This is a genomic window from Streptomyces phyllanthi (genome assembly GCF_009377205.1).
Classification (GTDB): domain Bacteria; phylum Actinomycetota; class Actinomycetes; order Streptomycetales; family Streptomycetaceae; genus Streptomyces; species Streptomyces phyllanthi.
In genome coordinates, this window is the sequence record NZ_VJZE01000034.1 from 1 (window position 1) to 26245 (window position 26245).

The 26245-nt window shown below is 70.1% G+C and carries 24 protein-coding genes; 10 read left to right on the forward strand and 14 right to left on the reverse strand.

The features are described 5' to 3' along the window. Positions 1 to 644, reverse strand: a 644-nt coding sequence (locus tag FNH04_RS07830; protein ID WP_152781723.1) for a maltotransferase domain-containing protein, incomplete at its 3' end; no start/stop codon positions are given. A 68-nt stretch (positions 645 to 712) separates the two neighbouring features. Next, a complete protein-coding gene (locus tag FNH04_RS07835) occupies positions 713 to 1015 on the reverse strand; it encodes a DUF5133 domain-containing protein (protein WP_152781725.1) in 303 nt (100 codons plus the stop codon). Positions 1016 to 1313: 298 nt separating this feature from the next. Between FNH04_RS07835 and FNH04_RS07840 the strand changes: the two genes are divergently transcribed. Both FNH04_RS07840 and glgX read left to right on the forward strand, forming a co-directional pair. Then, on the forward strand, positions 1314 to 1829 hold the full coding sequence (locus tag FNH04_RS07840) for a pep a2 (protein WP_152781727.1): 516 nt from the start codon (positions 1314 to 1316) through the stop codon (positions 1827 to 1829). Further along, positions 1826 to 4069, forward strand: a complete 2244-nt coding sequence (gene glgX / locus FNH04_RS07845; protein ID WP_322722727.1) for a glycogen debranching protein GlgX — start codon at positions 1826 to 1828, stop codon at positions 4067 to 4069. Before FNH04_RS07840 ends, glgX begins: the two co-directional genes overlap by 4 nt. Here glgX and FNH04_RS07850 read toward each other — a convergent pair. The 4 genes from FNH04_RS07850 to FNH04_RS07865 all read right to left on the reverse strand — a co-directional run bounded on the left by FNH04_RS07850 (position 3987) and on the right by FNH04_RS07865 (position 8174). After that, positions 3987 to 4844, reverse strand: coding sequence for a VOC family protein (locus FNH04_RS07850; RefSeq protein ID WP_152781728.1), 858 nt, complete (start codon positions 4842 to 4844; stop codon positions 3987 to 3989). The two genes, glgX and FNH04_RS07850, sit on opposite strands and share 83 nt — an antisense overlap. A gap of 248 nt (positions 4845 to 5092) precedes the next feature. Next, positions 5093 to 6076, reverse strand: coding sequence for an aldo/keto reductase (locus FNH04_RS07855; protein ID WP_152781730.1), 984 nt, complete (start codon positions 6074 to 6076; stop codon positions 5093 to 5095). 30 nt (positions 6077 to 6106) lie between these two features. After that, a complete protein-coding gene (locus tag FNH04_RS07860) occupies positions 6107 to 6994 on the reverse strand; it encodes a fructosamine kinase family protein (protein WP_152781732.1) in 888 nt (295 codons plus the stop codon). A gap of 190 nt (positions 6995 to 7184) precedes the next feature. After that, the gene (locus FNH04_RS07865) at positions 7185 to 8174 is read right to left on the reverse strand and encodes a right-handed parallel beta-helix repeat-containing protein (RefSeq protein WP_322722728.1); all 990 of its coding nucleotides are present in this window, start codon (positions 8172 to 8174) and stop codon (positions 7185 to 7187) included. Positions 8175 to 9477: 1303 nt separating this feature from the next. Between FNH04_RS07865 and FNH04_RS07870 the strand changes: the two genes are divergently transcribed. Continuing rightward, a complete protein-coding gene (locus FNH04_RS07870) occupies positions 9478 to 10224 on the forward strand; it encodes an IPT/TIG domain-containing protein (protein WP_152781734.1) in 747 nt (248 codons plus the stop codon). A gap of 121 nt (positions 10225 to 10345) precedes the next feature. Continuing rightward, complete coding sequence (locus FNH04_RS07875; RefSeq protein ID WP_152781736.1) at positions 10346 to 11629, forward strand: IPT/TIG domain-containing protein; 1284 nt, start codon at positions 10346 to 10348, stop codon at positions 11627 to 11629. A gap of 19 nt (positions 11630 to 11648) precedes the next feature. On the opposite strand, the gene FNH04_RS07880 is transcribed toward FNH04_RS07875, so the two are convergent. Together FNH04_RS07880 and FNH04_RS07885 are read right to left on the reverse strand one after the other, a co-directional pair. Further along, on the reverse strand, positions 11649 to 12374 hold the full coding sequence (locus FNH04_RS07880; RefSeq protein WP_152781777.1) for a class I SAM-dependent methyltransferase: 726 nt from the start codon (positions 12372 to 12374) through the stop codon (positions 11649 to 11651). Positions 12375 to 12561: 187 nt separating this feature from the next. Next, positions 12562 to 13041, reverse strand: a complete 480-nt coding sequence (locus tag FNH04_RS07885) for a hypothetical protein (RefSeq protein WP_152781738.1) — start codon at positions 13039 to 13041, stop codon at positions 12562 to 12564. Between the two features lie 419 nt (positions 13042 to 13460). On the opposite strand from FNH04_RS07885, the gene FNH04_RS07890 reads away from it, so the two are divergent. Further along, positions 13461 to 14087, forward strand: coding sequence for a class I SAM-dependent methyltransferase (locus FNH04_RS07890; protein ID WP_152781740.1), 627 nt, complete (start codon positions 13461 to 13463; stop codon positions 14085 to 14087). A gap of 319 nt (positions 14088 to 14406) precedes the next feature. Here the strand turns inward: FNH04_RS07890 and FNH04_RS07895 are convergent, their stop codons facing one another. Further along, entirely contained in the window at positions 14407 to 15774 is a 1368-nt protein-coding gene (locus FNH04_RS07895; protein WP_152781742.1) for a hypothetical protein, read from the reverse strand. Positions 15775 to 16120: 346 nt separating this feature from the next. Then, positions 16121 to 16543 (reverse strand): DUF6223 family protein, encoded by a 423-nt coding sequence (locus FNH04_RS07900; protein WP_152781744.1) that lies wholly within the window; start codon positions 16541 to 16543, stop codon positions 16121 to 16123. Positions 16544 to 16762: 219 nt separating this feature from the next. Between FNH04_RS07900 and FNH04_RS07905 the strand changes: the two genes are divergently transcribed. The 4 genes from FNH04_RS07905 to FNH04_RS07920 all read left to right on the forward strand — a co-directional run bounded on the left by FNH04_RS07905 (position 16763) and on the right by FNH04_RS07920 (position 20535). Beyond that, complete coding sequence (locus FNH04_RS07905) at positions 16763 to 17890, forward strand: sensor histidine kinase (protein ID WP_152781746.1); 1128 nt, start codon at positions 16763 to 16765, stop codon at positions 17888 to 17890. Then, the gene (locus FNH04_RS07910) at positions 17887 to 18549 is read left to right on the forward strand and encodes a response regulator (RefSeq protein ID WP_152781748.1); all 663 of its coding nucleotides are present in this window, start codon (positions 17887 to 17889) and stop codon (positions 18547 to 18549) included. The genes FNH04_RS07905 and FNH04_RS07910 overlap by 4 nt, the downstream gene beginning before the upstream one ends. Positions 18550 to 18717: 168 nt before the next feature. After that, entirely contained in the window at positions 18718 to 19419 is a 702-nt protein-coding gene (locus FNH04_RS07915; protein ID WP_322722729.1) for a 2-phosphosulfolactate phosphatase, read from the forward strand. Positions 19420 to 19971: 552 nt separating this feature from the next. Beyond that, positions 19972 to 20535: a snapalysin family zinc-dependent metalloprotease gene (locus FNH04_RS07920; protein ID WP_152781752.1), complete on the forward strand. Its 564-nt coding sequence runs from the start codon at positions 19972 to 19974 to the stop codon at positions 20533 to 20535. 167 nt (positions 20536 to 20702) lie between these two features. On the opposite strand, the gene FNH04_RS07925 is transcribed toward FNH04_RS07920, so the two are convergent. The 4 genes from FNH04_RS07925 to FNH04_RS07940 all read right to left on the reverse strand — a co-directional run bounded on the left by FNH04_RS07925 (position 20703) and on the right by FNH04_RS07940 (position 24718). Next, positions 20703 to 21257 (reverse strand): DUF3060 domain-containing protein, encoded by a 555-nt coding sequence (locus FNH04_RS07925; protein WP_152781755.1) that lies wholly within the window; start codon positions 21255 to 21257, stop codon positions 20703 to 20705. 389 nt (positions 21258 to 21646) lie between these two features. Further along, positions 21647 to 22024, reverse strand: coding sequence for a MarR family winged helix-turn-helix transcriptional regulator (locus FNH04_RS07930; protein ID WP_322722730.1), 378 nt, complete (start codon positions 22022 to 22024; stop codon positions 21647 to 21649). Positions 22025 to 22518: 494 nt separating this feature from the next. Further along, positions 22519 to 23637 carry a fatty acid desaturase family protein gene (locus tag FNH04_RS07935; RefSeq protein WP_152781757.1) on the reverse strand — a complete coding sequence of 373 codons (1119 nt, stop codon included), beginning with the start codon at positions 23635 to 23637 and terminating at the stop codon, positions 22519 to 22521. A 7-nt stretch (positions 23638 to 23644) separates the two neighbouring features. After that, a complete protein-coding gene (locus tag FNH04_RS07940) occupies positions 23645 to 24718 on the reverse strand; it encodes a ferredoxin reductase (RefSeq protein ID WP_152781759.1) in 1074 nt (357 codons plus the stop codon). Between the two features lie 87 nt (positions 24719 to 24805). On the opposite strand from FNH04_RS07940, the gene FNH04_RS07945 reads away from it, so the two are divergent. Continuing rightward, positions 24806 to 25945, forward strand: coding sequence for a PucR family transcriptional regulator (locus tag FNH04_RS07945; protein ID WP_322722731.1), 1140 nt, complete (start codon positions 24806 to 24808; stop codon positions 25943 to 25945). Positions 25946 to 26245 lie beyond the last annotated feature (300 nt).

Genomic DNA, 26245 nt, shown 5'->3' on the forward strand with positions numbered 1-26245 from the left:
TCCGGCGTGCCCTCCGACCGCGGGAAGAACTCGTACCACGCCCCGTACAGCGCCCGCTCCCGCTCCACCAGCAACGCCAACTCCTCCGAGACGGTGAGCAGTTCCCGCAACGGATACCGGACGAGAATCTCGTCGACCTCCGGAGTGAGCGCCGCCGTGTACCGCCCCATGACCGGCAGGGAACCGTCCCGGAGGATCTTCGCGGCTGCCAGGACCGTGCCGCGCGCCGCGCCCTCGGGCACTCCGGCGGCGGCCCGCTCGTACAGCGCGGCGCCCTCTTCGAGAACCAGCCCGGTGTCGATGCCGGCCGGGATCTTGATGCCCGCGGTACGGCGCCAGGTCGTCATCGGGTCGCTCCAGGCCTCCACCTGATAGGTCCACAGGCCCGTCTCGCCGGGGGTGACGTCGGCGCCCCAGCGGTCGCTGCCGGGCGCCAGCTCCCGCATCGGCGTCCACCGACCCGGGCGCCCCTCGGGGTCCCGCAGAACGACATTGGCGGCGACCGCGTCAGGCCCCTCGCGGAACACCGTCGCGGAGACCTGGAAGGTCTCGCCCACGACGGCCTTAGCCGGGCGTCTGCCGCACTCCACGGCAGGCCGGACATCCCGCACCGGGATGCGGCCCATGGCCGGAGCGGACTCCATACGCTTCACCTCCGCTGTACGCGAGGCCGGGCCCGGAAAGCGGGCAGTACCGGCGGTTCCTCCCTCCCTCATGAGCTGCCTCCCGGTGCGGAACGCCTGCCGAGGGGCGGAGGGCCGCGTCTGCCCACGTGCCGGTGCTGGGACTGGGGGTTCTCCCGCAGATACGTGACCAGACTCGTCCGCAGATAGAGCTCGGCGGCCTCCACGGCCTCCCGCGCGCAGCGCTTCCCCATCAGGACGCACAGGGTGTAGCCCGAGTCCTCGAAGTTCCCCCTCGCCGTGCGGTCGGCCGGGGCCGCGAGCATCACGCGTTCCCAGGCCCGGTACCGCTTCAGATGCCGAGCGACCTCGGCCTTGGCGGGCAGCAACATGGCAGCCGTCACCTCTCCACGCTCTCGACGGGGTCACGTTCTCCCGGACGGCCGGGCCGAGGCCGTGTACGGAGGGGCCGGCCCCTCACGGGCCGAGACCTTCACTCATGGTGCACGGATCGCGACCCAGCGTCTTGTTGGATCCTCAACGACCTCATCGGCCCCTCGTGTTGCACGAATGGCGTAGCCCTCCCACGCTGGAGTGACTCAGAAGCGAACCGCGCTCACGCCTCGTGTTCGGGACCCGGTCCGCAAGGACGAGGGCGAGCGAGAGCCTCGCAGGTGAGGAGCGAACAAGATGAAGACCGCAGTGCCCCGCTACTACCACCTCGACGTGGAAGTCAGCCCGGAACGGGTCGGACAGGTCAGGCGCATCCTGGCCGCTCACCTCCGGTTCTGGGACCTCGCGACACTCGTCGAGCCCGTCTGCCAGGGCGCCGAGCTGCTGCTGCGCGCGATCGACGAGCACGCCACCGACAAGAACACGTCGATCGAGATGTGGTGGACCCGCCAGCACCTCATCACCGCCATCGGGCAGAACGACCAGCACCTGCGCCCGGAACAGGACCTGCGTTCCTGCCTGACCCTCATCGCCGCGCTGAGCAACGGCTGGGGCTGCTGCGCCACCGCCACCGGCGGCAAGGTCATCTGGTTCTCGCAGCGGGCCCGCGCCGACGAACGCGCGCCCCTGGTGCCGATCGGGCCCGACCCGAGCCTGCGGGAAGCCCTCCAGGTACCCCGAGAGCTGCCGGTTCCCGCGCTCGCCGGCCCCGAGGGTACGGCCGCCTCCGGCGAGCTGGAAGAGGCACGGTGACCGCGCGGCCGCGCCGCAAGGGGGTGCCCACCTGGAGCGGGCACCCCTACCCGCTGGGCGCCGCCTTCGACGGTGAAGGCACCAACTTCGCCCTGTTCAGCGAGGTGGCCGAACGCGTCGAGCTCGTTCTCGTCGACGACGACGGCACCTCCCGCTCCGTTCCGCTCACCGAGGTCGACGGCTTCGTGTGGCACTGCTACCTGCCCGGCGTCGGACCGGGACAGCGCTACGGCTACCGGGTGCGCGGGCCCTGGCACCCGGACGCGGGCCACCGCTGCAATCCGGCGAAGCTGCTCCTGGACCCGTACGCCACGGCGGTGGACGGCCAGGTCGACGACCACCCCTCGCTCTACGAGCACGCGCCCTCCGGCCCCTCCCCGGCCGACAGCGCCGGACACACCATGCTGGGCGTGGTGACCGACCCGGCCTTCGACTGGGGCGACGACCACCGCCCCGGGCGGCCGTACGCCGACACCGTGATCTACGAGGCCCATGTACGCGGCCTGACCCGCACCCACCCGGAGGTCCCCGCCGAACTCCGCGGCACCTACGCGGGCCTCTCCCACCCCGCGGTCCTCGACCACCTGACCTCACTGGGCGTGACCGCCGTCGAGTTGATGCCGGTGCACCAGTACGTCCAGGACGGCGTCCTGCAGGGCCGCGGCCTGTCCAACTACTGGGGCTACAACACGATCGGCTTCTTCGCCCCGCACAACGCCTACGCCGCCCACGGCACCCGCGGCGAACAGGTCACCGAGTTCAAGTCCATGGTCAGGGCACTGCACGCGGCCGGCCTCGAAGTGATCCTGGACGTGGTCTACAACCACACCGCCGAGGGCAACGAGAGGGGCCCCACCCTCTCCTTCCGCGGTATCGACAACGCCTCGTACTACCGCCTCGTCGACGGCGACTGGGCCCACTACTACGACACCACCGGCACCGGCAACAGCCTGCTCATGCGCCACCCGTACGTCCTCCAGCTGATCATGGACTCGCTGCGGTACTGGGTCACCGAGATGCACGTCGACGGCTTCCGCTTCGACCTCGCGGCCACGCTGGCCCGCCAGTTCCACGAGGTGGACCGGCTGTCGGTGTTCTTCGACCTGATCCAGCAGGACCCGGTGATCAGCAGGGTCAAGCTGATCGCCGAACCCTGGGACGTCGGCGAGGGCGGCTACCAGGTGGGCAACTTCCCGCCGCTGTGGTCGGAGTGGAACGGCAAGTACCGTGACGCCGTACGGGACTTCTGGCGCGGCGAGGAGCACACGCTCGGCGAGTTCGCCTCCCGGCTGACCGGCTCCTCCGACCTGTACGAGCACAGCAGGCGGCGCCCGCGCGCCAGCATCAACTTCGTGACCGCGCACGACGGGTTCACCCTGCGCGACCTCGTCTCGTACAACGACAAGCACAACGAGGCCAACGGCGAGGACAACCGGGACGGAGAGAGCGCCAACCGCTCCTGGAACTGCGGCGCGGAAGGCCCCACGGACAACCCCCGCGTCCTCGCCCTGCGCGCCCGCCAGCAGCGCAACTTCCTCGCCACCCTCTTCCTGTCCCAGGGCATCCCCATGCTCTCCCACGGCGACGAACTCGGCCGCACCCAGGGCGGCAACAACAATGCCTACTGCCAGGACAACGAGGTCTCCTGGATCGACTGGCGCCTGACCGCCGAACAGCGTGAACTGCTCGAATTCACCCGCCGCCTCATCGCCCTGCGCACCGTCCACCCCGTCCTGCGCCGCCGCCGCTTCTTCCGCGGCGACACGGCCGCCCATCCCGGCCGGCCGCTGCCCGACCTGATGTGGCTGCTGCCGGACGCCCGCGAGATGACGGACGAGGACTGGCAGCGCTCCGACGCCCACTCCGTCGCCGTCTTCCTGTGCGGCGACGCCATCGCGGAACGCGACCCGTACGGCCGCCGCGTGGTCGACGACTCGTTCCTGCTGCTGCTCAACGGCTACTGGGAACCGATGACCTTCCGTCTGCCGGACATCACGTACGGCGAACGCTGGACGACCCGGATCGACACCGCGGAGCCCCAGGGCCCCCCGGACGAGTCGGAACACAAGGCGGACACCGAGCTCACCGTCGAGTCCCGCAGCCTGGTGCTCCTGTCACGGCCGTCCAGGAACCCACGCAAGCGGCGACGGATGGATGTCAGAGGGGATGAGGGTCCCCGGCGCGAGTCCCCGGCGCGCGGGCCGGTCGGTCCTCCGGCTCCGCCCGCAGGGTCACCGTGAACTGGGCCCCGTCGGGATCACGGAGCACCGCCTCGTTCTCGCTCTGCCGCAGGACGGTACCGCCGTGTTCCTCCACCGTCTTCGCGCAGGCCGCCGGGTCGTCGACCGCGAAGTGGACCTGCCAGTGGGGCCGGATCGTGGGATCGGGCGCCGCCTCCAGCGCGCCCGAGCTGATCCGGGCCACGACCTCGCCCCGGCTGCGCAGCACGACCTCGTTGCCCTCGTAACGGACCTCGCAGCAGCCCGGCCGCTCCGAGGCCCACTCGAGGACCTCCCCGTAGAAGATGGCGGCGTCGAAGGCGTCCCGCGTGTGCAGCTTGATGAACGCCGGCGCGACCCGGCGCCACGCCTCCCAGTCGGTGGGGAGCTCCCCCTCCCAGATCCCGAAGGTGGCCCCGTCCCGGTCGGCCAGCAGGGCCGCCCGCCCGGGCGGGAAGGAGAGCGGCCCGACCGCCGCCGTGCCCCCGCGCTCGCGGGCGCGGGCCACGGCCTCGTCCGCGCTGGGTACGGCGAAGTAGGGAGTCCACGCGACGGCCACCTGCCACATGGTGGCCACCCCGGCGATCCCCGCGACCGGCGCACCGTCCTGCAGCGCGATGCGGAAATGGTCCCCCAGCTTCGCCGACCGCCACTGCCACCCCAGTACGGCGTGGTAGAAGTCCTCCGTCGCCTGGAGGTCCCGGCTGGTCAGACTCACCCAGCACGGGGCTCCGAACACGGAACGGCCGGGGGCGACGCCCGTCGCCCCACTGGAATACGTCATGTCGTGATTCATGGCAGTAGCGTCCTGGTCTCGTCGACCGGCCCACGCCGGCAGGACACCAGTGTCCAGCGCGGCGCGGTACCGTCGCCTGCCGAGTACCCAGGGAAGGCCGACGAAACGGCACCTGACCGGGGCTTCCGGGCCCGGCCGGGGGCCGGGCACTCATCCGGGTGACGCCTGACCGTACGGGTGACGCCGCGAGCCAGGACGTCCCGGGCCGGTCACGGCCCGGGACGGCGGGACGGCTTGTCCTCTGCCGCCTACCAGCGGCCTTCCACCTGGTCCTTGATCCGGCGGTCGTACAGGTCCTGGATCGCGGTCAGCGTCTCGTCGGGCAGCGGCGGCAGTTTGGCGGCGGCCGCGTTGGCCCGGGCCTGCTCGGCGGAACGGGCCCCCGGGATCACGGTGCTGACCCCCGGCTGCTGGATGATCCAGCGCAGCGCCAGCTGGGCCGCCGTGTACCCCTCCGGGGCGAGCGCGGAGAACTCGGCCGCCGCCTCCACACCGGACTCGAAGTCCACACCGGAGAAGGTCTCGCCCTGGTCGAAGGACTCCCCGTGCCGGTTGTACGTGCGGTGGTCGTCGGCGGCGAAGACCGTGTCCTTCGTGTACCTGCCCGACAGCAGGCCCGAGGCGAGCGGGACACGGGCGATGATGCCGACGCCCGCCTCCCGGGCCGCCGGGAGGACCTCCCGCAGAGGCTTCATGCGGAACGGGTTGAGAATGATCTGCACGCTCGCCACGTTCGGCCGCCGGATCGCCGTGAGCGCCTCGGCACAGGTCTCCACGCTGACGCCGTACGCCGCGACACGTCCCTCGTCGACCAGCGTGTCCATCGCGTCGAACACCTCGTCGGAGGAGTAGACGGGCGTCGGTGGGCAGTGCAGCTGCACCAGGTCGAGGCGGTCGACACCGAGGTTGCGCCGGGACCGGTCGTTCCAGGCCCGGAAGTTGTCCAGGACGTAGTTCTGCGGTATCTGCTCCACGCGACGGCCCATCTTCGTCGCGATCAGCACATGCAGATCGGGCCGGCCGCGCAGGAAGGTGGCTATGGTCTGCTCGCTGCGCCCGTCCCCGTACACGTCGGCCGTGTCGAAGAAGGTCACCCCGGACTCGGCCGCCGCCTCCAGCACGGCCAGGGCGTCCTTGTCGTCCACGTCTCCCCAGTCGGCCCCCAACTGCCAGGTGCCCAGCCCCACGACGGACACCTGCTGGCCCAGCCTGCCGATTGCGCGCTCATCCATGCGGGTCAGTGTGTCATCCGGCCTCGCGGGTCAGCCGGTCAGGGCGGTACGGGCCGCCGCGACGGCCTGGTCGGCATAGCCGCCGCCGAAGAGCACCGTGTGCACCAGGAGGGGGAAGAGCTGGTGCAGTGCGATGCGGTCGGCCCAGCCGTCGGCGAGCGGGGCCGTGTCCTGGTAGCCCTCGATGATCCGGTCCAGGTGGGGGCAGCCGAAGAGGTGGAGCATCGCCAGATCGGTCTCGCGGTGCCCGCCGTGGGCGGCCGGGTCGATCAGCCAGGCATGGCCGTCGGCGCCCCACAGCACGTTGCCGTTCCACAGATCGCCGTGGAGCCGGGCGGGCGGCTCGGCGGGACCCGCCAGTCCCGGCAGCCGCTCGCAGACGCGCTCGACCACGGCCGCCCCGGCCGAGCGCAGGGCCCCGTCGTCGACCGCGCGGCGCACGTACGGCAGCACCCGGTGCTCGGCGTACCAGCGCGGCCAGTCGGTGCCGGGGTCGTTGCGCATCGGAGCGAGCCCGATGTACGCCTCCGTGGGACCACCGGGCGGCGGGGCTCCGAACGCCGGCGCGCCGGCGGCATGCAGGGCGGCCAGATCACGGCCGAACCGGACCGCCGTCCGCGGATCGGGCCGTCCGGACGGGACACGGTCGGTCACCAGCCAGCGTTCGTCGTGTCCGTACACTCCCGGGACACGGACCGTTCCCGCGTCGGCCAGCCAGCGCAGCCCCGCCGCCTCGGCCCGCACCGCGCCCCGGCCGTCCCCGCGCTTGGCCATCACCACCTGCCCGTCGGCGAGGGTGACTTCGGCGAGCGTCGCGGACAACGACCGCTCACCGTTCACCTCCCGACCGGTGAGCCGGGCCGCGGCGGCCCTCGGCCCTTCGGTGCTCTGGGTCTCGGCTTCGGTGGTGGTCGGCATGTGATCGAATCCCTCCCGCTGCACGGTCTTCAGGGTAGGGCGTGCCCAGCGGGGGGTTGATCAGCCTCCTGACAGGGGGCCCACTGCCCGCAGGCACCGCACACGGGCCCCCTTGTCGTGTGCGGTGCCTGCGGTTCGCGCGATCGTCATCGTGACGTCGGCACCGCTGAGCTCTTCGAGTACGGGCCGGTCACAGGGAGCAGCCGGGAACGCTTCCGGGGGGTGCGCAGTTGTCGGGAGTGTTACGGGCGACGGAGGTGAGCGTCAGGGCCACCGAGCCGCGCTGGTGGAAGATTCCACCGCCCTGCCCACCCGCCGCGTTGTCGTACACCGCCGAGCCCCGCAGCCGCAGGGAGCTGCCGAAGTTGGCGATGCCTCCGCCGTCGGAGGCGGCGGTGTTGTCCCGGATGACGCTGCTGTTGATGGTCAAGGGACCGGTCGAGGTGAAGATCCCGCCGCCTTCGAAGGTGTTCGCTTTGTTGTCACGGACGCTCATGCCATTCAGCTCAGTGGTTCCGAAGTTGGCCAGTCCTCCTCCGGTGAAGGTCGAGGTGTTGCTCGCGAGGTACCCGCCGTTGACGGTCAGCCGGCCGGAGGGGCCGACGTGGACGCCACCGCCGTCGTTGCCGGTGTTGCCCGACACGGCGCTGCCGGTCAGCTCCGCCCTTCCACCGGAGGCCACTGCGAGCCCGCCGCCCGTCCCCGAAGCGGTGTTGCCGGCGATCCTGCTTCTGACCAGTTCGAGCGTTCCCCGTGTCAGGACGCCGCCTCCGGACGTGGCGACAGCCGAGGTCGCACTGCCACCCGACAGGGTGATGCCGTTGAGGGAGAGCGACCCTCCGGGCGCGACTTCGGCGATGCGGAACGGCGTTGCCGTGGACTCTCGGCTGATGGCGGCGCTGGAGCCGATGATGGTCAGGTCCCCGGTGATGGTGGGAAGTCCGTTGGCGCCATTGGGTTCGGCCGGAGCTGTGAGCCGGTATCGGCAGCCCGGCCACAGGCTGATCGATCCGGAACCGCGGGCGTTCACCTGTCTGATCTGCGCGACCAACCCGGCGACGTCTCCGCACAGCACCGTCGGAGCCTGGCGTGAGGACGCACGGTGGGCGCTGGCAGGTGTGGCGATACCCGACACGGTCACACCCAGCAGTGCGGCCATGGCCAGACCACGTATGTTCACGATCAACAAGGGTCCTCCCTGGACTCGTTTGTGTACGGTGCCGTCTCACTTCCGGACGGCTCCGGGCCTGCGGCACCGACCGGGCGCAGGCCCGCCACGTCGGCCGAGTGGCGACGCGCTGCGCACGGCACCTCCACTTGATCCGGGTCGTCGGCCGTGTGCACCCAGTGGGACCCGGACGGGTGATGGAGTGCGGGATGCCGCTGCCCGCGCGGCGTCCCTGGTGTGTTCGCACCGCGAGCGGTACCGGTACGCATCCGGTCTTTTTCACCTTCCTGGAATTGGCTCTGTTCGGGAAGGGGCGTAAAGAGTGCGCTAGGCCGTTCGTGTGACGTGCCCAAAAGGCACTTGCCGCTGTCGTCTTGCAAATGGATTACTGGAACGGATCCAACCGGTGGGCCGCCCATTCTCGCCAGGGGATGCGGCAGTCGGACTACCCACGGCTTTTCCTGGAGGGCCCGGGTGGACTTCCGGCATACCGCGATGGGCACCCCTGGTGCAGAAAATGGATCCGTTCAGCCGGTGCCGTTCGCGGCACCGGCTGACGCGGCTGCCCAGGCCACGACCGTGCACTCTGGCGCCTAGTACGGAGCCCCGTGGTCTCGTGGCCCTCCAGTCCGGCAACTGTCCTCGGAAACACGACGAGTTGGCGCCGCGTAGCCGTTCGCTTCAGTCGGCGCGACCTCACTCACGAAGTGCCGGACAATGTCTGCTCGGAGGTGGAAACCTCCTGCGTCATCATGAGGGGCTTCGTCGCGAAGTTCCCCCGGCCTTATGGGAATTGCCGCAGAAACGAACTCATGGCCCCTGGCGCCGTAATGGAAGCGGAATCCTCCGGCATCCGCCTCTGCGGAATCGGGCGGGCGGCTGACGCGCGCCGGAGCACCGACATCACCACCTGTATGTGGCTGGGACGCCGAGCGCTGCGGGTCCGCAGATTACTCCGTACGGGTGATGTGAGTTGACGGCCTCTTGTCACTCGGTTGGACGTGTGGGTCACTGAGAGTGTGAACCGGCGGGCTGCCCATCCCCGTGCCGGGGGAACGTGAGACAGGCAGCGCTTGCCGGTTTTTCCCTTGCCCAGGGGGACGACACGAGTTGCTGTGCGTCCTGCCCTGCGCATGTCGGCGTGTGTCTCGTCGTTCGTCCCGGGCCCGGCAGTATGACGGCGCCTGAAAAGGGTCGTGAAGCGGACGAGGCGTGCCTGTGGAGGGCGGCTCGGACTTCACGATGCTGCAAGCCGGCGGCCGGGTGTCCCTTGCCGGTTCCTCGCATGTCCCCATCAACGAGCGAGGAGTGCCTCATGCCCATTTCTCCGAATCAGGGTTCCACCGGCGGCGGGACGACGGTGACCATCACGGGTACGAACCTGTCCGGCACCACCGCGGTGAAGTTCGGTTCGAAGTCGGCGACCAGCGTCACCCAGGTCTCGCCGACCCAGGTCACCGCCGTCTCCCCGTCGGGGACCGGGACGGTCGGGGTCACCTTGACCACTGCGGGCGGAACCAGCAACCCGGTGCCGTTCTTCTACGTGGGCGCCCCGTTCAAGTCCTCCCTCGGCGCGACCTCGGGGCCGCTGGCGGGCGGCAACACCATCTCCCTCAACGGCACCGGTCTGTCGACGGCGACGAGTGTGTCGTTCGGCGGGGTGACCGCCACGCCGACCGTGTCCTCCGACAGCTCGCTCACGGTCACCGTTCCGGCGGGGGCCGCGGCCGGGCCGGTGGGGGTGAGCGTGACCACCGCGGGTGGCACCAACAACGGTCTGACCTACACCTACGTCGACGTTCCCACGATCACGACGGTCGCCCCGACGTCGGGTCCGACGTCCGGGGGGACGGCGGTGACCATCACCGGTACCAACCTCGACAGCACGGACTCGGTCACCTTCGGCGGCAGCCCGGCCCCGTTCTCGGTGATCAACGCGACCACGCTGTCGGCGGTCACCCCGCCGGGAACGGCGGGCGCGGTCGACGTGGTGGTGACCAACCCCGCGGGGTCGGACACCGAGGTCGGCGCGTTCACCTACATCGCCGGTCCCGGCATCTGACCCACCCACTGCCGGCCTTCACGCAGTGGAGGCGCCGAACCCCCGTCCGGGCGGGAGTCCCTCTCCGCCCGGACGGGTCCAGCCGCGTCCATGGGCGCGTTCCAAGTGAAGGAGTACAGCCATGGCTGCCCCCGTGGTCCTTTCGGTCAGTCCTCAGCAGGGACCGGCTTCCGGCGGCACCGCCGTCACCGTGACCGGCACCAGCTTCACCGGCGCGACAACCGTCCGGTTCGGCACAAAAGCCGCGACCTCGTTCACCGTCAACAGCAGCACCCAGATCACGGCGATCACCCCGTCGTCCAGCGTCGGTCCGGTGAACGTCTCTGTGACCACCAGTCAAGGAACCAGCAGCCAGCAGGTCACGTTCACCTTCGTCGCCGTAGCGGCCCCCTCCCTCTCCACCCTGACTCCCTCTCAGGGCCCCACCTCCGGCGGCACGACGGTCACGCTGACGGGAACGAACCTCACCGGTGCGACGGCGGTCCGCTTCGACGGGATCGCGGCGGCGTCGTTCACGGTCAATTCGGCTACGCAGATCACGGCGGTTGCGCCGCCTCATGCGGCGGGTGCCGCACAGGTGACGGTGACCACGTCCGGTGGCACGAGCAATGCGTTGTCGTTCACGTATGTGGCGGTGCCTTCCCTTACGGGCTTGGTTCCGAATCAGGGCCCGGTGTCGGGTGGTACGACGGTCACGTTGACGGGCGTGAATTTCTCCGGTGCGACGGCGGTGAGTTTTGACGGGGTTCCGGCGGCGTCGTTCACGGTCAATTCGGCCACGCAGATCACGGCGGTAGCGCCGTCTCACGCGGCGGGCGCCGCACAGGTGACGGTGACCACCCCCGGCGGCACCAGCAACCCTGACAACCCCCAGGCGTACTTCTACTACGCCGCCACGCCCTCGCTTCTGTCCGTCCTTCCGCTCTCGGGCCCGACGACAGGTGGCACGACGGTGACTCTGACGGGCAACGACCTGCTCGGTGCGACAGCGGTGAGCTTTGACGGGGTCGCGGCAACGTCGTTCACGGTCGATTCCGCGACGCAGATCACGGCGGTCGCGCCGCCTCATGCGGCAGGCATCGCGGAGGTGACGGTGACCACCCCCGGCGGCACCAGCAACCCCGCCGGTTACGTCTACCTCACAGCCCCCGCCCTCTTCTCCCTCATCCCCGACCAGGGGCCGACGCATGGCGGCACCGTCGTCACCCTGACCGGTACCGAACTCGCCGCCACCTCCGAAGTCCGGTTCGGATCCACTCCCACGTCGTTCACGGTGGTTTCTCCGACGCAGGTCACCGCAGTGGTCCCCACAGGCCCGGACGGGCCGGTCACCGTCACGGCGACCACTCCCGCCGGCACCAGCAACGCCCTCACCTACACCCGCGTCTCGGGACCGTCCATCTGATCAGCGGGGCTCTTGTGGATCAGCGCGGTCGCGGAGCGTTGACGGTCCCATCCGGTCCGGGCCGGGCGGGCCGGCCAGCGCTCTCTTCCCCGCGGTCAGCGGCTGTCGGTGGTTCGGCAATGCCGATGAAGTTCTCGGCCACGGGGCGGATGCGGACCGACCACCCCAGCGCCGTGAGATCGTCCGTCAGCGTCCGGGCATCGTGGAACACCTTCACGATGCGGTACTGGCTGCCGTCATCGAGCCGGCGCAGCGCCACCGGGACCGACTGCTTCGTGACGACCTCCTCCGCCGCGGCTGCGGCGGGACCGTCGTCGATGAAGATCGCTTTGCCATGCGGCACGAGCGCGGCGGCGACGGTGTTCCAGAACCCGGGCAACCGCGCCGGCGGGACGTGGGAGAGCCAGAAGGCGAAGAACACAGTGTCGTAGCGCCGCGACGGTTGCCACTCGAACAGGTCGGCCTGAACGAACCGGACGGTGGGGGATGCGGTACGCGTACGAGCGAGGGCCAACACCTCGGCTGCCGCGTCAACAGCCGTCACCGAACGCGCCCGTGCGGCGAGCAGCGGGGTCCACTGGCCCGTTCCGCAGGCCAACTCCAGTACATCCCCGGCAACCGGGAGGTCGTCGACGACAGTCAGCAACTTCCGCAGGTCATGGCGCTCCGCATAGGGCCGGTCGTATTCGGCCGCGCCCGCCCTGTAGTAGGCCAACTGCTCTGCCAGGAGAACGTCCTCGTCCATGGCCATGCACGTTCCTCTCATCCGGGTTCGGCCAGAGCCAAGTGCGCGAGTTCACCGGGCCTGGTCACCACAGACACCGTCGGCCTTCACCTGCGGGCAAGGTCAAGAACCATGAGGCCACCGGCTACGGCACGTGGGCACGCCGGAAGGTGGCGGCACGTGCGTGCCGCCACCTTCCGGGGCTGTCTCAGACCTGCACGAGCACGGTGCACCAGACCTCGTTGTTGTCGCCGATGCCGCAGTCGGCGATCTCCCCGCTCCGGATCTTCGTCCAGACACCCTTCTTCCGCCAGTGCCAGGTACCGACCCGCGAGAACCGCTCGTGGTACCCGTGGGTGGCGAACGTGAAGGCATCGACGTCCTTGCCGGTGCCGTTACCGCCCCGCGTTCCGTTGCCGAACGACTCCTGCTTGCACTTGGCGTGCTTGAACTCGCTCCCGGTGCCGCCGCCCCAGTTCCACACGTCGCAGAAGTGCGGGCCCTCGCCGAGATCCATCGTGTAGTGCATCGTGCGGCCGGTCCTGTTCTTCACCGCGCCGCACAGGGGACCTACGCACCCGTCCGCGGAGGCGGTCGTCGCCCCGCCGACGACCACGCCGGACGCCATGAAGGCTGTGGCGAGGACGGCGACGGCCGTCCGGTTCGCTCGGGACATCATCTTGCGCATGCAGTTCCATTCTCTTGTTGCGTCGGCTGGGCCACGCCTCGCGCGACTGCCGGCAGGGCGGGAGTGGCACACGCCGCTTCCCGGGAGCCCTGCGCGGGCCAGCGTCGGGGTTCCCCGTCGAAGGGGGCAAGAGCACAGGTGATTCCTGGGACGCAGGGACGAAGAACCTGCTCTGAGCTGGGCGTTCCACCGGTCTCTGGGACGGCGCTGACACGGCTGACCCACCGTGAGCCCTGCGCGCCGCCGTGTCAGCCGAGGAGGCCGAGGATGATCCCCGGCACGAGGTTGTGCGAAGCCGACTGGACGGAGACGCCCCCATGCCGGTCCGCACTGACCCGTCGGTTGGGAGGCCCAGCCGCGCTGATGCGATGGTATTGTCCTCGCCCTGCTGGCGAGGCTGACCGGAAGGCACGCTGAACATGACCGGGCAACCCGACCGTTGGGCGGAACTGACAGGCGGACAAGCCGGAGAGGCGTACGCTCAGCGTTTCGCTCGGCTCGCAGAATCGGGCCACGACATCCACGGCGAGGCCACGTTCTGCGCCGCACTGCTGAAGCCCGCCGCCCGGATACTCGACGCCGGCTGCGGCACCGGCCGGATCGCGATCCGGCTCGCCGAGCTGGGCCACTCCTGCACCGGCGTGGACATCGACCCCTCCATGCTCGCCGTCGCCCGCCGCGACGCCCCCACGCAGGAATGGCTCCACGGCGACCTGGCCCGCCTGGACGCCCTCGGCCTGAAACCGGGCTTGGACCTGGTGCTAGCCGCCGGAAACGTCATCCCCCTGCTGGCCCCCGGCACCGAATCAGCCGTCGTCCGGCAGCTGGCCGCCGCACTGCGCCCCGACGGCCTGCTGGTCACGGGCATGGGACTGGACACGGCACACCTGCCGCTGCCGGAACCGCCCGTAACCCTTGCGGAGTTCGACCACTGGTGCACCCAGGCGGGACTGACCCTGCGGCAGCGCTACGCCACCTGGAGCGGCGATCCCTACACCCAAGGCTGCGGCTATGCCGTCAGCGTGCACACCCGCCGCACCACCTGAGTCCACGCCCTGTCCGCGACCGTCCTCCGTACGCAGAGGACCAACGCGCGGGCCATGGCGAAGCCGCAGGCTCCGGACCAGGGGACCATGAGGAACACCGGGGTCGGGTGGTGTTCATCGGGCGACGGACTCCTTCCAGCGGGTGGTCTGTCCCCGGCGCGCGTAGCGGGCACGGAGGTCGTAGGGGGAGACGATCGTGCGGGACGAGGGCGGCGCACCACCGTCGGCGATGCGCGAGCGGAGTCGGGCTGCGGCGGTAGGGGGCGATGGCGATCTGCGCGGTGGGCGCATCCCGGTGGCTTCGTGGGCGAACGTGCCGTCACCCTCGCCTGTGGAAGCGGCGGACGCCGTACGGGACCACTGCCGCCAGAGCGAGGACGCCAAGCAGCCCGGTGCCCGCCACGAGGCTCCACCCGAGCCCACCGCTCCGGCCGTCGGTACTGCGGTCCTCCCCGTCTCCCGCACCGGTGACCTTCACCGTGATCTTTGCGACGTTGTTCCCCTTGTCGGAGTCGCGCTCCGCATAGCCGCCCTTGAAAACGACCTTCACATGGCCGGTCCCCGTGGACCTCTCGTCGATACGGAACCTCAGCACCTGTGTCTCGGACGCGCCGGGCCCCAAGCCCTTGCCGCCGCAGACGTACCGCTCCTCGCCCGGCTCCCATGGACTGCAGACCCAGTAGGGAGACTCGTCGGCCTCCGGATCCGGGGACGGCTTCTCCGGCGGGATCAAGGTGATGCCCTCGGGCGGGACGATCTCGTAGCGGAAGTAGCGGGCATCGATACGCCCCGGGCCCGTGTTGCGCAGACCCACCTCCAACCGGACGACGTCACCGGGCGTTCCCCGGAGATCACCGGCCACGGCCTGCACATCGACTCGCTGGTCGGTGTCGATGGGGATGTGACCGGACAGCTGCGCAAAGCCCTTGGGCTCGGTCGGCTTCAAGCCGAGCCTCGGTCCCGTCCCAGGGACCGTGTACTCGTCCTCGTTGAAGTACGGTCCCGCGTCCTGCCCGGGAGCGAAGATGCTCATGCTCACCGAGGTCTTCGTCAGCTCCTCCCCGCCCTCCACGACGAACGGCGCGTCGAACGCGTAGGCCTCGCCCGGCTCCACGCGGGTGTCGAAGAAGCAGTACGCACGGGACGGGCCGCTCTCGGCATAACGGCAGTTGCCATATCTGCGGTCGAGCACCATCCGCGAGCTCGTCACCGTCACCCCGAATCCGCTCGCCGCGATGGGCCCGCGATTGAGGACCCCGCCCCATATCTCCACGGGCTTGCCGGCCGGAGCGTCCTCGATGGACAGCTTCTTGCCCCAGAGCTTTGGCGTCCCCGCCGTCATCACCGTCCTGGCCTCGGCCCGCCGCCCGTCCGGGCCGGTGAAGGAGAACCGCACGGTGCCGTGCGCCCCTGGCTCGGCCGCCTTGTCGGCCCCGAGGACGACCAGATCGTAGAGGCGGTAGCGCTGGTGGGACGAGGTGAGGCGGCAGGTGAAGACGTACACCGCACCCTCCGTGCAGTTCCGTTTGGCGTACAGCCGCACCTTGCCCCGCACCTCCGAGGCATCCACGGTAAGCGTGGCACCGAGTACGGAAGAGCCACTCCCCGCGTCGACCGTCACCGGCAGCTCGACGCGGGTCGGGTCGGTCACCTGCGTGTAGTACGTCGCCGGGACCTCGACCGTCACCCCTTCCCCATTGGCCCGCGGTGCGCCCGCCGCGCCCGGCGCCGAAGTTCCCACCAGCACAGCGGCGGCCGCCACACACCGTACCCATCGCCTCATCCCGCGATGATGCGCACAGCAGGACACGAACGGATCACACCACCGCCTCAATGCCGCTCCAGTACGTCGACCGCGGCTACGACCACGACAAGGACCGGCGCCTGCTGCGGGCCTGCGCATCGCGCCCGTCATCGCCGGGCGGGGACAGGCTACGAGAGCGTTTTCGCGCTCGCCTGAAGGAGCACCAGACGCCCCGAGTACCGGCGCTGTCGAAGCTCGTGAACCTCTCGACTCGCCGGGTCCTTCGCCGTCAGCCAGTGCGGCGGCAACGGGCCAGAGCCAGTCCGCCCAGGGCCGAGCCGATCAGTCCCACCAGCATGGCCACGTAGGCGCCGCCCAGCCCGTTGCCGGTGCCGAGACCACCGTCAGCGGTGGCCGCGACCAGCCCACCGAGGGCCATGCTGATCAGCCCGGCCACCACGGCCACTATGGCCCTGAATGGTCGGTTGGCAGCGCCGGGACGACCGGCGGGGCGGGCCAGTGCCAGCCCGGCGATGACCACGCCGACCAGCCCCAGCAGCGCGCCCGTGGTGGCCCCGAGTCGCCCGAGGCTGAAGTCGTAGACGCCGGCGGCGACCGGCTGGACCGAGGCGTGCGCGGCCGCCGGTGCGGCGAGCACGATGCCTCCGAACAGGGCGGCCGGGGCGGCGGCAAGCAGGCGATGGACAGACATTGAGCAGCTCCTTCTCTTCCTGTGCATGGGCGTCACCTGAGCGTGTCCGCCGGACCCGCGCCCGGTCGTCCCGCGGACGCAGACACTTCGCACTGCCCCCGAAGCCGCATCCGGCTACCACGGACGCCGCAGGGGGCGGCAAGCTACTGCGCCTGCGGCAGCCGACCGCTCGTCCACGAGAGGGACTCGCTCGTCGCGGCAGCCAGCTAGGGTGCGCGCATGAGCGCAGGTCGGTCCGGTGTCCGGGCCCGTGTCGGAGACTGGTTCATCGCTGTCGGCGTAGCGGCGGCGCTGCTGGTCACAGGCCTGTCCGGGCAGCGTTCCGCCACGAACCTCGACTCGCTCGGGTACACGCTGCTGTCGGTCGGCGGGCTGTCGCTGGTCGCGCGCCGCCGGGCTCCTGTCGCGGTCCTGGCCGTCACCGGGCTGTGCGCAGTGGGCTACCAGGCGGCCGGTTTCGACGTGCCCGCTGTCGCGTACCTGTTCGCGGTGTACGCGGCCGTACGGGCGGGGCACCGCACCGTCACGGTGGCGGCCAGCGTGGTCATGCTGGCCATGCTCCCGCTCGCGGCCCTGGTTGCCGGACTGCACGACACGGGCGAGGCGTTCGCGCAGGCCCGGGGCGCCCTCGAAATCGCCTGGCTGATCGCGGCCGGCGCCGCGGGTGAGGCGCTGCGACAGGCCGAGCGGCGGGCGGACGAGGCCGAGCGCACCCGGGAGGAGACCGCGCGGCGCCGCGCCGACCAGGAACGGCTCCGTATCGCTCGGGAACTGCACGACTCGCTCACCCATCAGATCTCGGTCATCAAGGTGCAGGCGGAAGTCGCCGTGCACGTGGCCCGCAGGCGCGGCGAGGAAGTGCCGCCTTCCCTGCTGGCGATCCAGGAGGCCGGGCGCGAGGCGAGCCGGGAGCTGCGCGCCACGCTGGAGGCGTTGCGCGACGACGACACGACCCCGCCGCGCGGGCTCGATGACATCCCGGAACTGGTGGAGCAGGCCCGCAACATCGGCCTGGCCGCGACGCTGACGATCGAGGGACAGCGCCACGACGTGCCGGCCGCGGTGGACCGGACCGTCTACCGGATCGTTCAGGAGTCGCTCACCAACGTCGCCCGTCACGCGGACGCCGCCACGGCATCGGTCCGGATCGACTGCCGTCCGGACACCCTCGCGATACGCATCGACGACGATGGCAAGGCGATGCGGGCCACCGCCCCGGTGCCCGGCCTCGGGCTGCTCGGCATGCGCGAACGCGTCACCGCTCTCGGTGGTCGGCTGTGCGCGGAACCACGCGGCGGGGGCGGCTTCACCGTCCGGGCCGAACTCCCCGTGAACCGGACGTCATGATCCGTGTCCTGCTGGTCGACGACCAGCCGCTCATTCGCAGCGGATTCCGCGCCCTCCTCGATCTCGAGGACGACATCGAGGTGGTGGCCGAGGCCGCCGACGGAAGCGAGTGCCTGGAGCTCGCCACAGAGCACCTGCCCGACGTCGCGCTCGTCGACATCCAGATGCCGGTCATCGACGGCATCGAGGCGACCCGGCGCATCGCCGCGCACCCGGCCCTGGCCGGGGTGCACGTTGTCATCCTGACCAACTATGGCTTGGACGAATACGTCTTCGACGCCCTGCGCGCCGGCGCTGCCGGATTCCTGGTCAAGGACGTCATGCCGGAAGATTTCCTGCACGCCGTACGCGTCGCCGCCCGCGGTGATGCCCTGCTCGCGCCCTCGATCACCCGCAAGCTCATCAACAGGTATGTCACCGAGCCGTGCCCCACCGGTGCCGGCACGGGGCTGGAAGAGCTGACCAGCCGCGAACGTGAGGCTGTCGTCCTGGTCGCGCAGGGCCTGTCCAACGACGAGATCGCCGACCGCATGGTGATCAGCCCGCTGACAGCGAAAACCCACATCAACCGCGCCATGACCAAGCTCCAGGCCCGTGACCGGGCCCAACTCGTGGTCTTCGCCTATGAGTCCGGCTTGGTGGCCCCACGCAACACTTGACCACGCGTCACACACACCGCCTTCGCCGTGGGCGGCATATCCGGTCAGCGCTGCATCCGGGCTGTGGTCGTTTCCGAGGCAGCCGGAGGTGTTGCATCCCAAGATCATCGATGTGATGCGGACCACCTTCTGGGTGCTTCGGGTCGGGCGTGCGCCATCATGATCGGAATGGACGCTCGTTTCCTTGGCATCGCTGAGCTGGCCGAAGCCCCGTCCGTGGCGGTCGTGGTCGACGTCATGCGTGCTTTCACCGTGGCTGCCTGGGTTTTTGCCCAGAGGGCGGAAAAGATCGTTCTTGCTGAGTCGCTGGACGAAGCCCTGGCGCTCAAGGCTCGTCACCCGGACTGGGTGGCGATCAAAGACGGTCCGCCCGCCCCCGGGTTCGACATCGTCAACTCGCCGGGCATGCTGCGGTCCATCGACCTTGGCGGACGGACCGTTGTGCAGAAGACCACGGCAGGGACGGTCGGCGCCCTCGCGGTCAAGGAGGCGTCGCTGGTGCTGTGCGCCGGCTTCGTAGTGGCGGAGGCAACGGCTCGGCTCTTGCGGACACGCAAGAGTGACCGTGTCACGTTCGTGGTCACCGGCGAGGATGGGCGGGCCGATGAAGATCTGGCCTGCGCTCAATACATCGCTCGGAGAGCCACCGGGGCTGGGACGGATGCCGCTGAGTTCCTCCGCCGCGCCGCCGAGTCGCGCGCCGCCGCCGAGCTGGCGGAGGGTGTGCGTCAAGGGGTCCATCCTGATGACGTCGCACTCTGTCTTGAGCTCGACCGGTTTCCCTTTGCCATGGTGGCGGCCTTGGAAGACTCGCTCATGGTCCTGCGTCCGTGCGCCGTGCCTTCGCCGGCCGACGACGCGCCGATCTGACCGCTGGTGAGGTCCAACTCCCCCCACGCGGGAGCCGGCACTCAGCCGGGTATCGGCATCAGCTGATGACCCGATACACCCCGTGCTCGACGGTCCGCCCTGCACGGCGCGTCGGGCCCCAGCCAGTGGGCCATGTCCACGGCCATGACGAGTCGCCCGCCGGCGGTCACAGGCTGCGGCGCACTCGCCGCGCAGTCGCAGTCGCCGCGCAGTCGCAGTCGGGTCACGTCGACGAGGCCGCGGTTCAGGGCGTCGTATGTCGCACCGTGCCCACCCCGACCGCCCGGCACGGACGGTTGCCGCGCAAGGCCGGTCCGGCACCTGCTCCAGTGCGGAACGCGGCGCGGCGTCAGCGATGTGAGGTCGCCTCCGGTCCGGACCCTCCGCCACCGATCTCGGTGTAGACGCGTCGGAGCAACTGGGGCAGCAGCCGGATGCGGCGGCATCCGGCCGGGACCGTCTCGGATTGACGGATTCACCTCCACCCCCACCGGGCAGTGGAGCAGAGAATGTCATGAGCACGACTGTCCTTCCCCCACAAGGAGGTCGAAGATGTATGTCCGTACGCTGACCGGCAGCCTGGCCGCTGCCTTGGTGGTGTCCTTGTCCCTGACGGGCGGCCAGGCCGTGGCCGCTCCCCACGACACGGCGGATGCCCCCCTGGCCGCCCGTGTCCTCACCTACGACGCCGGCGGCTCCGCGGAGTTCAGGAGCGCGGTCGACCGGGGCGCGGCGATCTGGAACGAGAGTGTCGACGCCGTCGAGCTGCGGCCGGCCGCCGCTGGGCAACGCGCGAACATACGGGTCCTCGCGGACAACGGCTGGCCGCGCGCCCTGCCCACCACCCTGGGCAACGGAACCGTCTACATCGGGCGCCAGGCCGTCGACCAGGGCTACGACACGATTCGTATCTCCGCTCACGAACTCGGGCACATCCTGGGCCTGCCCGATCGCAAGCCCGGACCGTGCTCGAGCCTGATGTCCGGTTCCAGCGCGGGCACCGCGTGCACGAACCCGTATCCGAACGCGGCGGAGAAGGCGGAGGTCGAGGGGAACTTCGGCGGCGCGCTCGTCGAGCGTGCCCCGGCGGCGCGTGCCGAGGTGATCGTGGACTGACGCGTGCCGCACCACGTGTGAGGAAGACCGAACGCCCGCCTGCGTTCCTGAGGCGGGCGTTTGCGCGTCGGGCCTCCTACTGCGGGAGTGTCAACGGGTCTTGATAGCCACCCAGCCGGTGGCGTAGGTGCCGCGGCCCGACCGGTTCGCCGAGAGCCGCAGGCGCACTACTTCACGCTCGACGCCGCTTTCTCGTACTGAGCCTCGCCGACCTGGGCGACCTGGTTGTAGTCACCCTCGCCGACCACCTCGGGCTGGTCGCCGTCGGCGGCCCGGACCCAGGAAACGAAGTTGGTCATGCCCTTGACGGTGATGGAACCAGCGGTCCTCACCGTTACCTCGTTGGCGTCGCCATCGATCTTGATGGCCTCGGCGAACTCCACCACGACCGCGCTGGACGCACCGATGATGGTGATCGTTCCGCACTGTCCTTCGAGGATCAGAGCCCCCGCATCGATGTCTGCGGTGACATCGCGGCCCGTACAGTCGGCGGACTCCTTGACGTTCGTGCCGGAGAACCGGAGCTGCTTGGTATCGGAGGGGGTGGCAGGTGAGGACGGAGTCGGCGAGTCGGTGTCGGTGTCGGCGTCCTTCACTCCCGCGGTGGGCGACTGCGACGTCGCCGTCCCCGTGGCGGGCGTGTTCACATCGACGGAGCAACCGGTCAGTGCCGTCAGGGCCAGGGTGACGGTCGCGGCGGGCAACAGCGTGGAGAGGCGCATGGCGGTACGTACCTTCGGGTGCTTGGTGCTTGGTGCTTGGTGCTTGGTGAGCCGGCTGACTGCCGGGTGAGGTCAGCGACTGCCATGAGCCAAACACGATCTTCGGCCGCACAGGTCGGCGAAGTTACGTAGGCGACTTGCGTAGTTGTCCCAACCGAGGCGACGCCGCCTCACCTGCCGGCCGCCGTACGGCGGCGAACCGCCTGTTGCTGGACCTCACCCACCAGTTCGCCGTTTATGTGAGCTACCACATGTGTCTCACCAACAGCCTCTGGTCCGTCGGCAGATCACCGGCGTGAGTGGTTCCTGAGCGGAGATAAGCGCGGCGCGGTCGGGAGGGCGACATCGAAACCGTTCTCGGCCGGCAGGCCGGGCAAGGGGGTGCTGGCTCAGCCTCGGCCGGGCAACTCGTTGGCGCCGGGCGGCGCCCAGTCCGTGGGGCACGGCGCGTCGAGCGCGCCGAGGATGCGCTGGGAGATTGCGCCGAGCTGGCGCTGCTGCACCTTGGTCAGCGGGTCGAAGACCAGGCGGCGCACGGCGTCGACGTGGTGGGGAGCTGCGGCGGTGACCTTGCCCATGCCGTCGTCGGTGAGCGTGGCCAGGGTGGCACGCCCGTCGGACGGGTCGGGGCGACGCTGCACCCAGCCGCGCTTGTCCAACCGGATCACGACGTTCGACAGGCGGGACAGTGTGCTGCCCGCGTACTGGGCGAGCTCACTCATCCGCAGAGTGCGCTCCGGCGCCATCGACAGGGCGGACAGCACCACGTACCGAAGTGAGCGATGCCGAAGTCGTGCTGCATCCGCGCCTCAAGGGCAGCCGGCGGCTGGGTCAGCACGTAAGCGAACGCGTACCACTGCTGCTGCTCGTCATGGTCGAGCCAGCGCGGTATGGCGGTGTCCGGTGCGTCTTCCATGCTCCGGAGACCAAGCGCAGGGTCGGACACAGGGGCGGCGAGCATCGGCTCCGGCGGTGTCCACGTCACAGCCCATGCCTTCCGCCCAGCCCGCCCGTCGGCATACCGAGTGCGCGTACGCACCCGACTACCGGCCCGAGCACGGCAGGTCAGCGCACTACAACGCCTCGTCGGGGGCTGTGTGCTGAGCTCCTGGCGCACGTCCAGGCAGCGCAGCCGGACACCGGGCTGCCCGGATCCCGTGTCGTACGGTCTGATGTCGCGGCCGCCCACCGTCCGCAACGGATCTCACCGAACCCGGTGGTGCCGCCGGTACGGCCGAAAGATCTGAACCAATACCGGGAATCAGGCCGCGACGAGCTCCTGCTCGCGGTCCGGCGTCTTGACCTTGGGCTTCTTGTTCGGCAGCGAGAGCCGGAAGACCTTGCGCCATGCGGAGAACACCTGCTTGGGCAGCGGCCCGGTGACGTACTCCAGCTCGTACTTCTCGAACAGCGCGCGCACCTTCACCGCGACCTCGGCGTACCGGTTGCTCGGCAGGTCCGGGAACAGGTGGTGCTCGATCTGGTGCGACAGGTTGCCGGTCATGAAGTGCATGGCCCTGCTGCCGCTGATGTTCGCCGAGCCCATCATCTGGCGCAGGTACCACTGGCCGCGCGTCTCGCCCTTGATCGACCGGCGCTCGAAGACCTGTACGCCCTCGGGGAAGTGCCCGCACATGATCACCGAGTGGGACCAGATGTTGCGGACCAGGTTCGCGGTGAACGTGGCGGCGAGCGTGGTGAGGAACGACGGGCCCGACAGCAGCGGGTGGATCACGTAGTCCTTGAGCACCTGCTTGCGGATCTTGCGGCCCACGGCCTTGGCCCGCGCGCGGAACTCCGGGTTCTTGCGGCGGCGCTTGCGCAGGTTCTTGCCGAGCTCCAGGTCGTACGCTGCGATGCCGTACTCGAAGAAGCAGGCGTTGATGAAGTTCCACAGCGGCTGGCCGAGGTGGAACGGGTGCCACTTCTGGTCCTCGTCGACGCGCATGATGCCGTAGCCGAGGTCGTTGTCCTTGCCGATCACGTTGGTGTACGTGTGGTGCAGCTCGTTGTGCGAGTGCTTCCACTGGTCGGCCGGCGAGACGTGATCCCATTCCCAGGTGGTGGAGTGGATCTTCGGGTCCCGCATCCAGTCCCACTGGCCGTGCAGGACGTTGTGGCCGATCTCCATGTTGTCCATGATCTTCGCCACGGACAGACCGGCGGTGCCGATCAGCCAGGCGGGCGGGAAGATCGAGAACAGCAGCACGCCCCTGCTGACCAGCTCGAGCTTGCGCTGCGCCGAGATGACCTTGCGGATGTAGGCGGCGTCTTTCTCGCCGCGGTCGGCGAGCACCTCGTCGCGGATCGCGTCCAGCTCGCGGCCGAGCTCCTCGATCTGCTCCGCGGTCAGGTGGGCGGTGGGGTCGATGGCGGTCAAGGTGTTCCTACCGTTCGATGTCGCAGGGGCCCGCCGCGGCGGACACGCAGGTCTGGATGAGGACGCCCGGCTCGGCCTCGGTGATCTCGCCGGTGCGCAGGTCGCGCACGGCGCCCGCCTTGAGCGGCGTGACGCAGCCGAAGCAGATGCCCATGCGGCACCCGGAGGGCATGAGCACGCCGGCCTCCTCGCCGACGTCCAGCAGCGGCGTGGAGCCGTCCGCGTCGACGGTCTTGCCGGTGGCGCTGAACGTGACCTCGCCACCGCCACCGCCACCGCCACCGTCGCCGGCGACGACGATGCTGGGGCGGAAGCGTTCGGTGTGCAGGCGCTCTTGTACGCCGTGCCCGGTCCAGTGCTCTTCGGCGGCGTCGAGCAGGCCCGCGGGCCCGCAGGCCCAGGTCTCGCGCTCGGCCCAGTCGGGCACGAGTTCTTCGAGACGGGCGATGTCGAGCATGCCGTCTGTGTCGGTGTGCACCTCGGTGAGCCGCAGCTTCTTGTCCGCGACCAGCTCGTGCAGCTCGTTGCGGAAGATCACGTCTTGCGGCTGTGGCGCGCAGTGGACCATGACGACGTCGTCGAACTCGGTGTCGCGCAGCATGCCCATCACGGGCGTGATGCCGCTGCCGGCCGTCAGGTAGAGCACCTTGGCGGGCTTGGCCTGCGGCAGCACGAAGTCACCGGTCGCCTGGTCGAGCTGGATCAGCGTGCCCGGCTTCGCCCTGCGGACCAGGTGGTTGCTGACCTTGCCGTCCGGGATCGCCTTCACGGTGATCGTGACGCGGCCGTCCTGGCGGTTCGTCGGCGAGGTGATGGAGTAGGCACGCCACAGGCGCACCCCGTCGACGTCGACCCCGATCCGCACGTACTGACCGGCGGTGTGGCCGCGCCAGCCCCGTCCCGGCCTGATCACGACGGTCGCGGCGTCACCCGTCTCGGGGTGCACGGCCTCGATGCGCCCACGCAGGTCAGCGCCCGCACGCAGCGGACTGACCAGGTCGAGGTAGTCCGACGGCAGCAGCGGCGTCGTGACCATCTCCAGCAGTTTCCACGCCCTGCTGCGGAGGGCTGCACTCGTCATGACTCCAGCTTGCTGCGCCGCAGGGCGTAAAGTCCTGACCGCAGGATGTGAATCTGGTCGGCTGAATTGTTCGCAGGGAACAAAAACGTGAGCCATGCAATCCGGAGGGCCAGCGAACTGGCCCTGGATGAGACGACGGTCACCGCACTTCGGGCCGCGCTGAAGACCACCGCCGACGAGGTCGTCCAGGCGATCATCGACGAGGTCCCTCCCTACGCCAACGCCCTTTCGGGCCGCATGGGCGGCACCATCCGCCGAGCCGTCCGCACCGCCCTGGGGCACTACCTGGACCTCGCGAGCGGGAACGCCACAGGCGGCGACGCCGGTGACGCAGCCTACGAGCTGGGCCGCGGCGAGGTGCGCGCCGGCCGTTCGATGGACGCCCTCCTCAGCGCCTACCGCGTCGGCGCCCGCGTGGCCTGGCGATGCCTGGCAGCCGGTGCCGTACCCGCAGGTCTGCCCGCCGCCGAGGTCGCCAAGTTCGCCGAGCTGACCTTCGCCTACATCGACGAGCTCTCCGCCGCGAGCGCCGCGGGGCACGCCGACGAACTGGCCGCCCGGGGCCGGGCTCACGAGCGCCACCTGGAACACCTGGCCCGCGACCTCCTCGCCGGCGCGAGCCCGGACGTGCTGCTGGCCTCTGCGCAACGGGCCGGATGGCAGCCTCCGGGTTCGCTGACCGCGGTCCTGCTGCCCGCCGCCCAGGCCCGGCCTGCCTACCGCGCGCTCGACCCGGGCACCCTCGTCCTCGACGATCTGCCGGACGCCACCGGTGTGCTGCTCGTCCCCGACGCCGACCGATCACATCTCTTGAGGCAGCTGACCGACCGCACCGCCGTGGTCGGCCCGGCCCGGCCATGGACTCGAGCGTCCGCCTCGTACGCACGAGCCGTACGCGCCCGCTCCCTCTCCTCTGATATCCGCGACACCGAGGACCACCTGCCCGAGCTGGTGCTGAGCGCCGACGTGGACGCGCTCGCAGACCTGCGTGCCCGGGCCCTCGCACCGTTGCGGACCTTGCCTGTCGCGACCGCACGGCGGCTGGAGGAGACGTTGCGGGCGTGGCTGCTGCACCAGGGCAGGCGGGAGGAGGTGGCGGCGGCGCTGTTCGTCCATCCCCAGACCGTCCGGTACCGGATGTCGCAGCTGCGGGAGGTGTTTCCGGATCTCGCATCGCCGCACCGGGTCCTTGAACTGACGCTGGCGGTCGGTCTTCGGGGCAGCTGACGCGTACGTCGACCGTCCACGAGCGGTCCAGGAATCGTGCCTCGTCCTCGGTGCCATCAGCTGGCTCATGCGTGAAGCCCGTCGGGGGCGCTGTCTCTGAGAAGCGCGGTGGCGGATACGGCTCGACTGGATCCGGTGGACGAGACGCACCGGCCCGCTCGTCGACGCGCCGGCGAGGCGGCCAGGCCGGGTCACCAGGGGCGGGGGGCCGGGCCGCTCGCGCCGGGGACCACCGTGGTTCTGCGACGGCCCCGTGCCTCCCTTCCGACAGGTCAACCGGACGACCGACCGGGCCGGCCT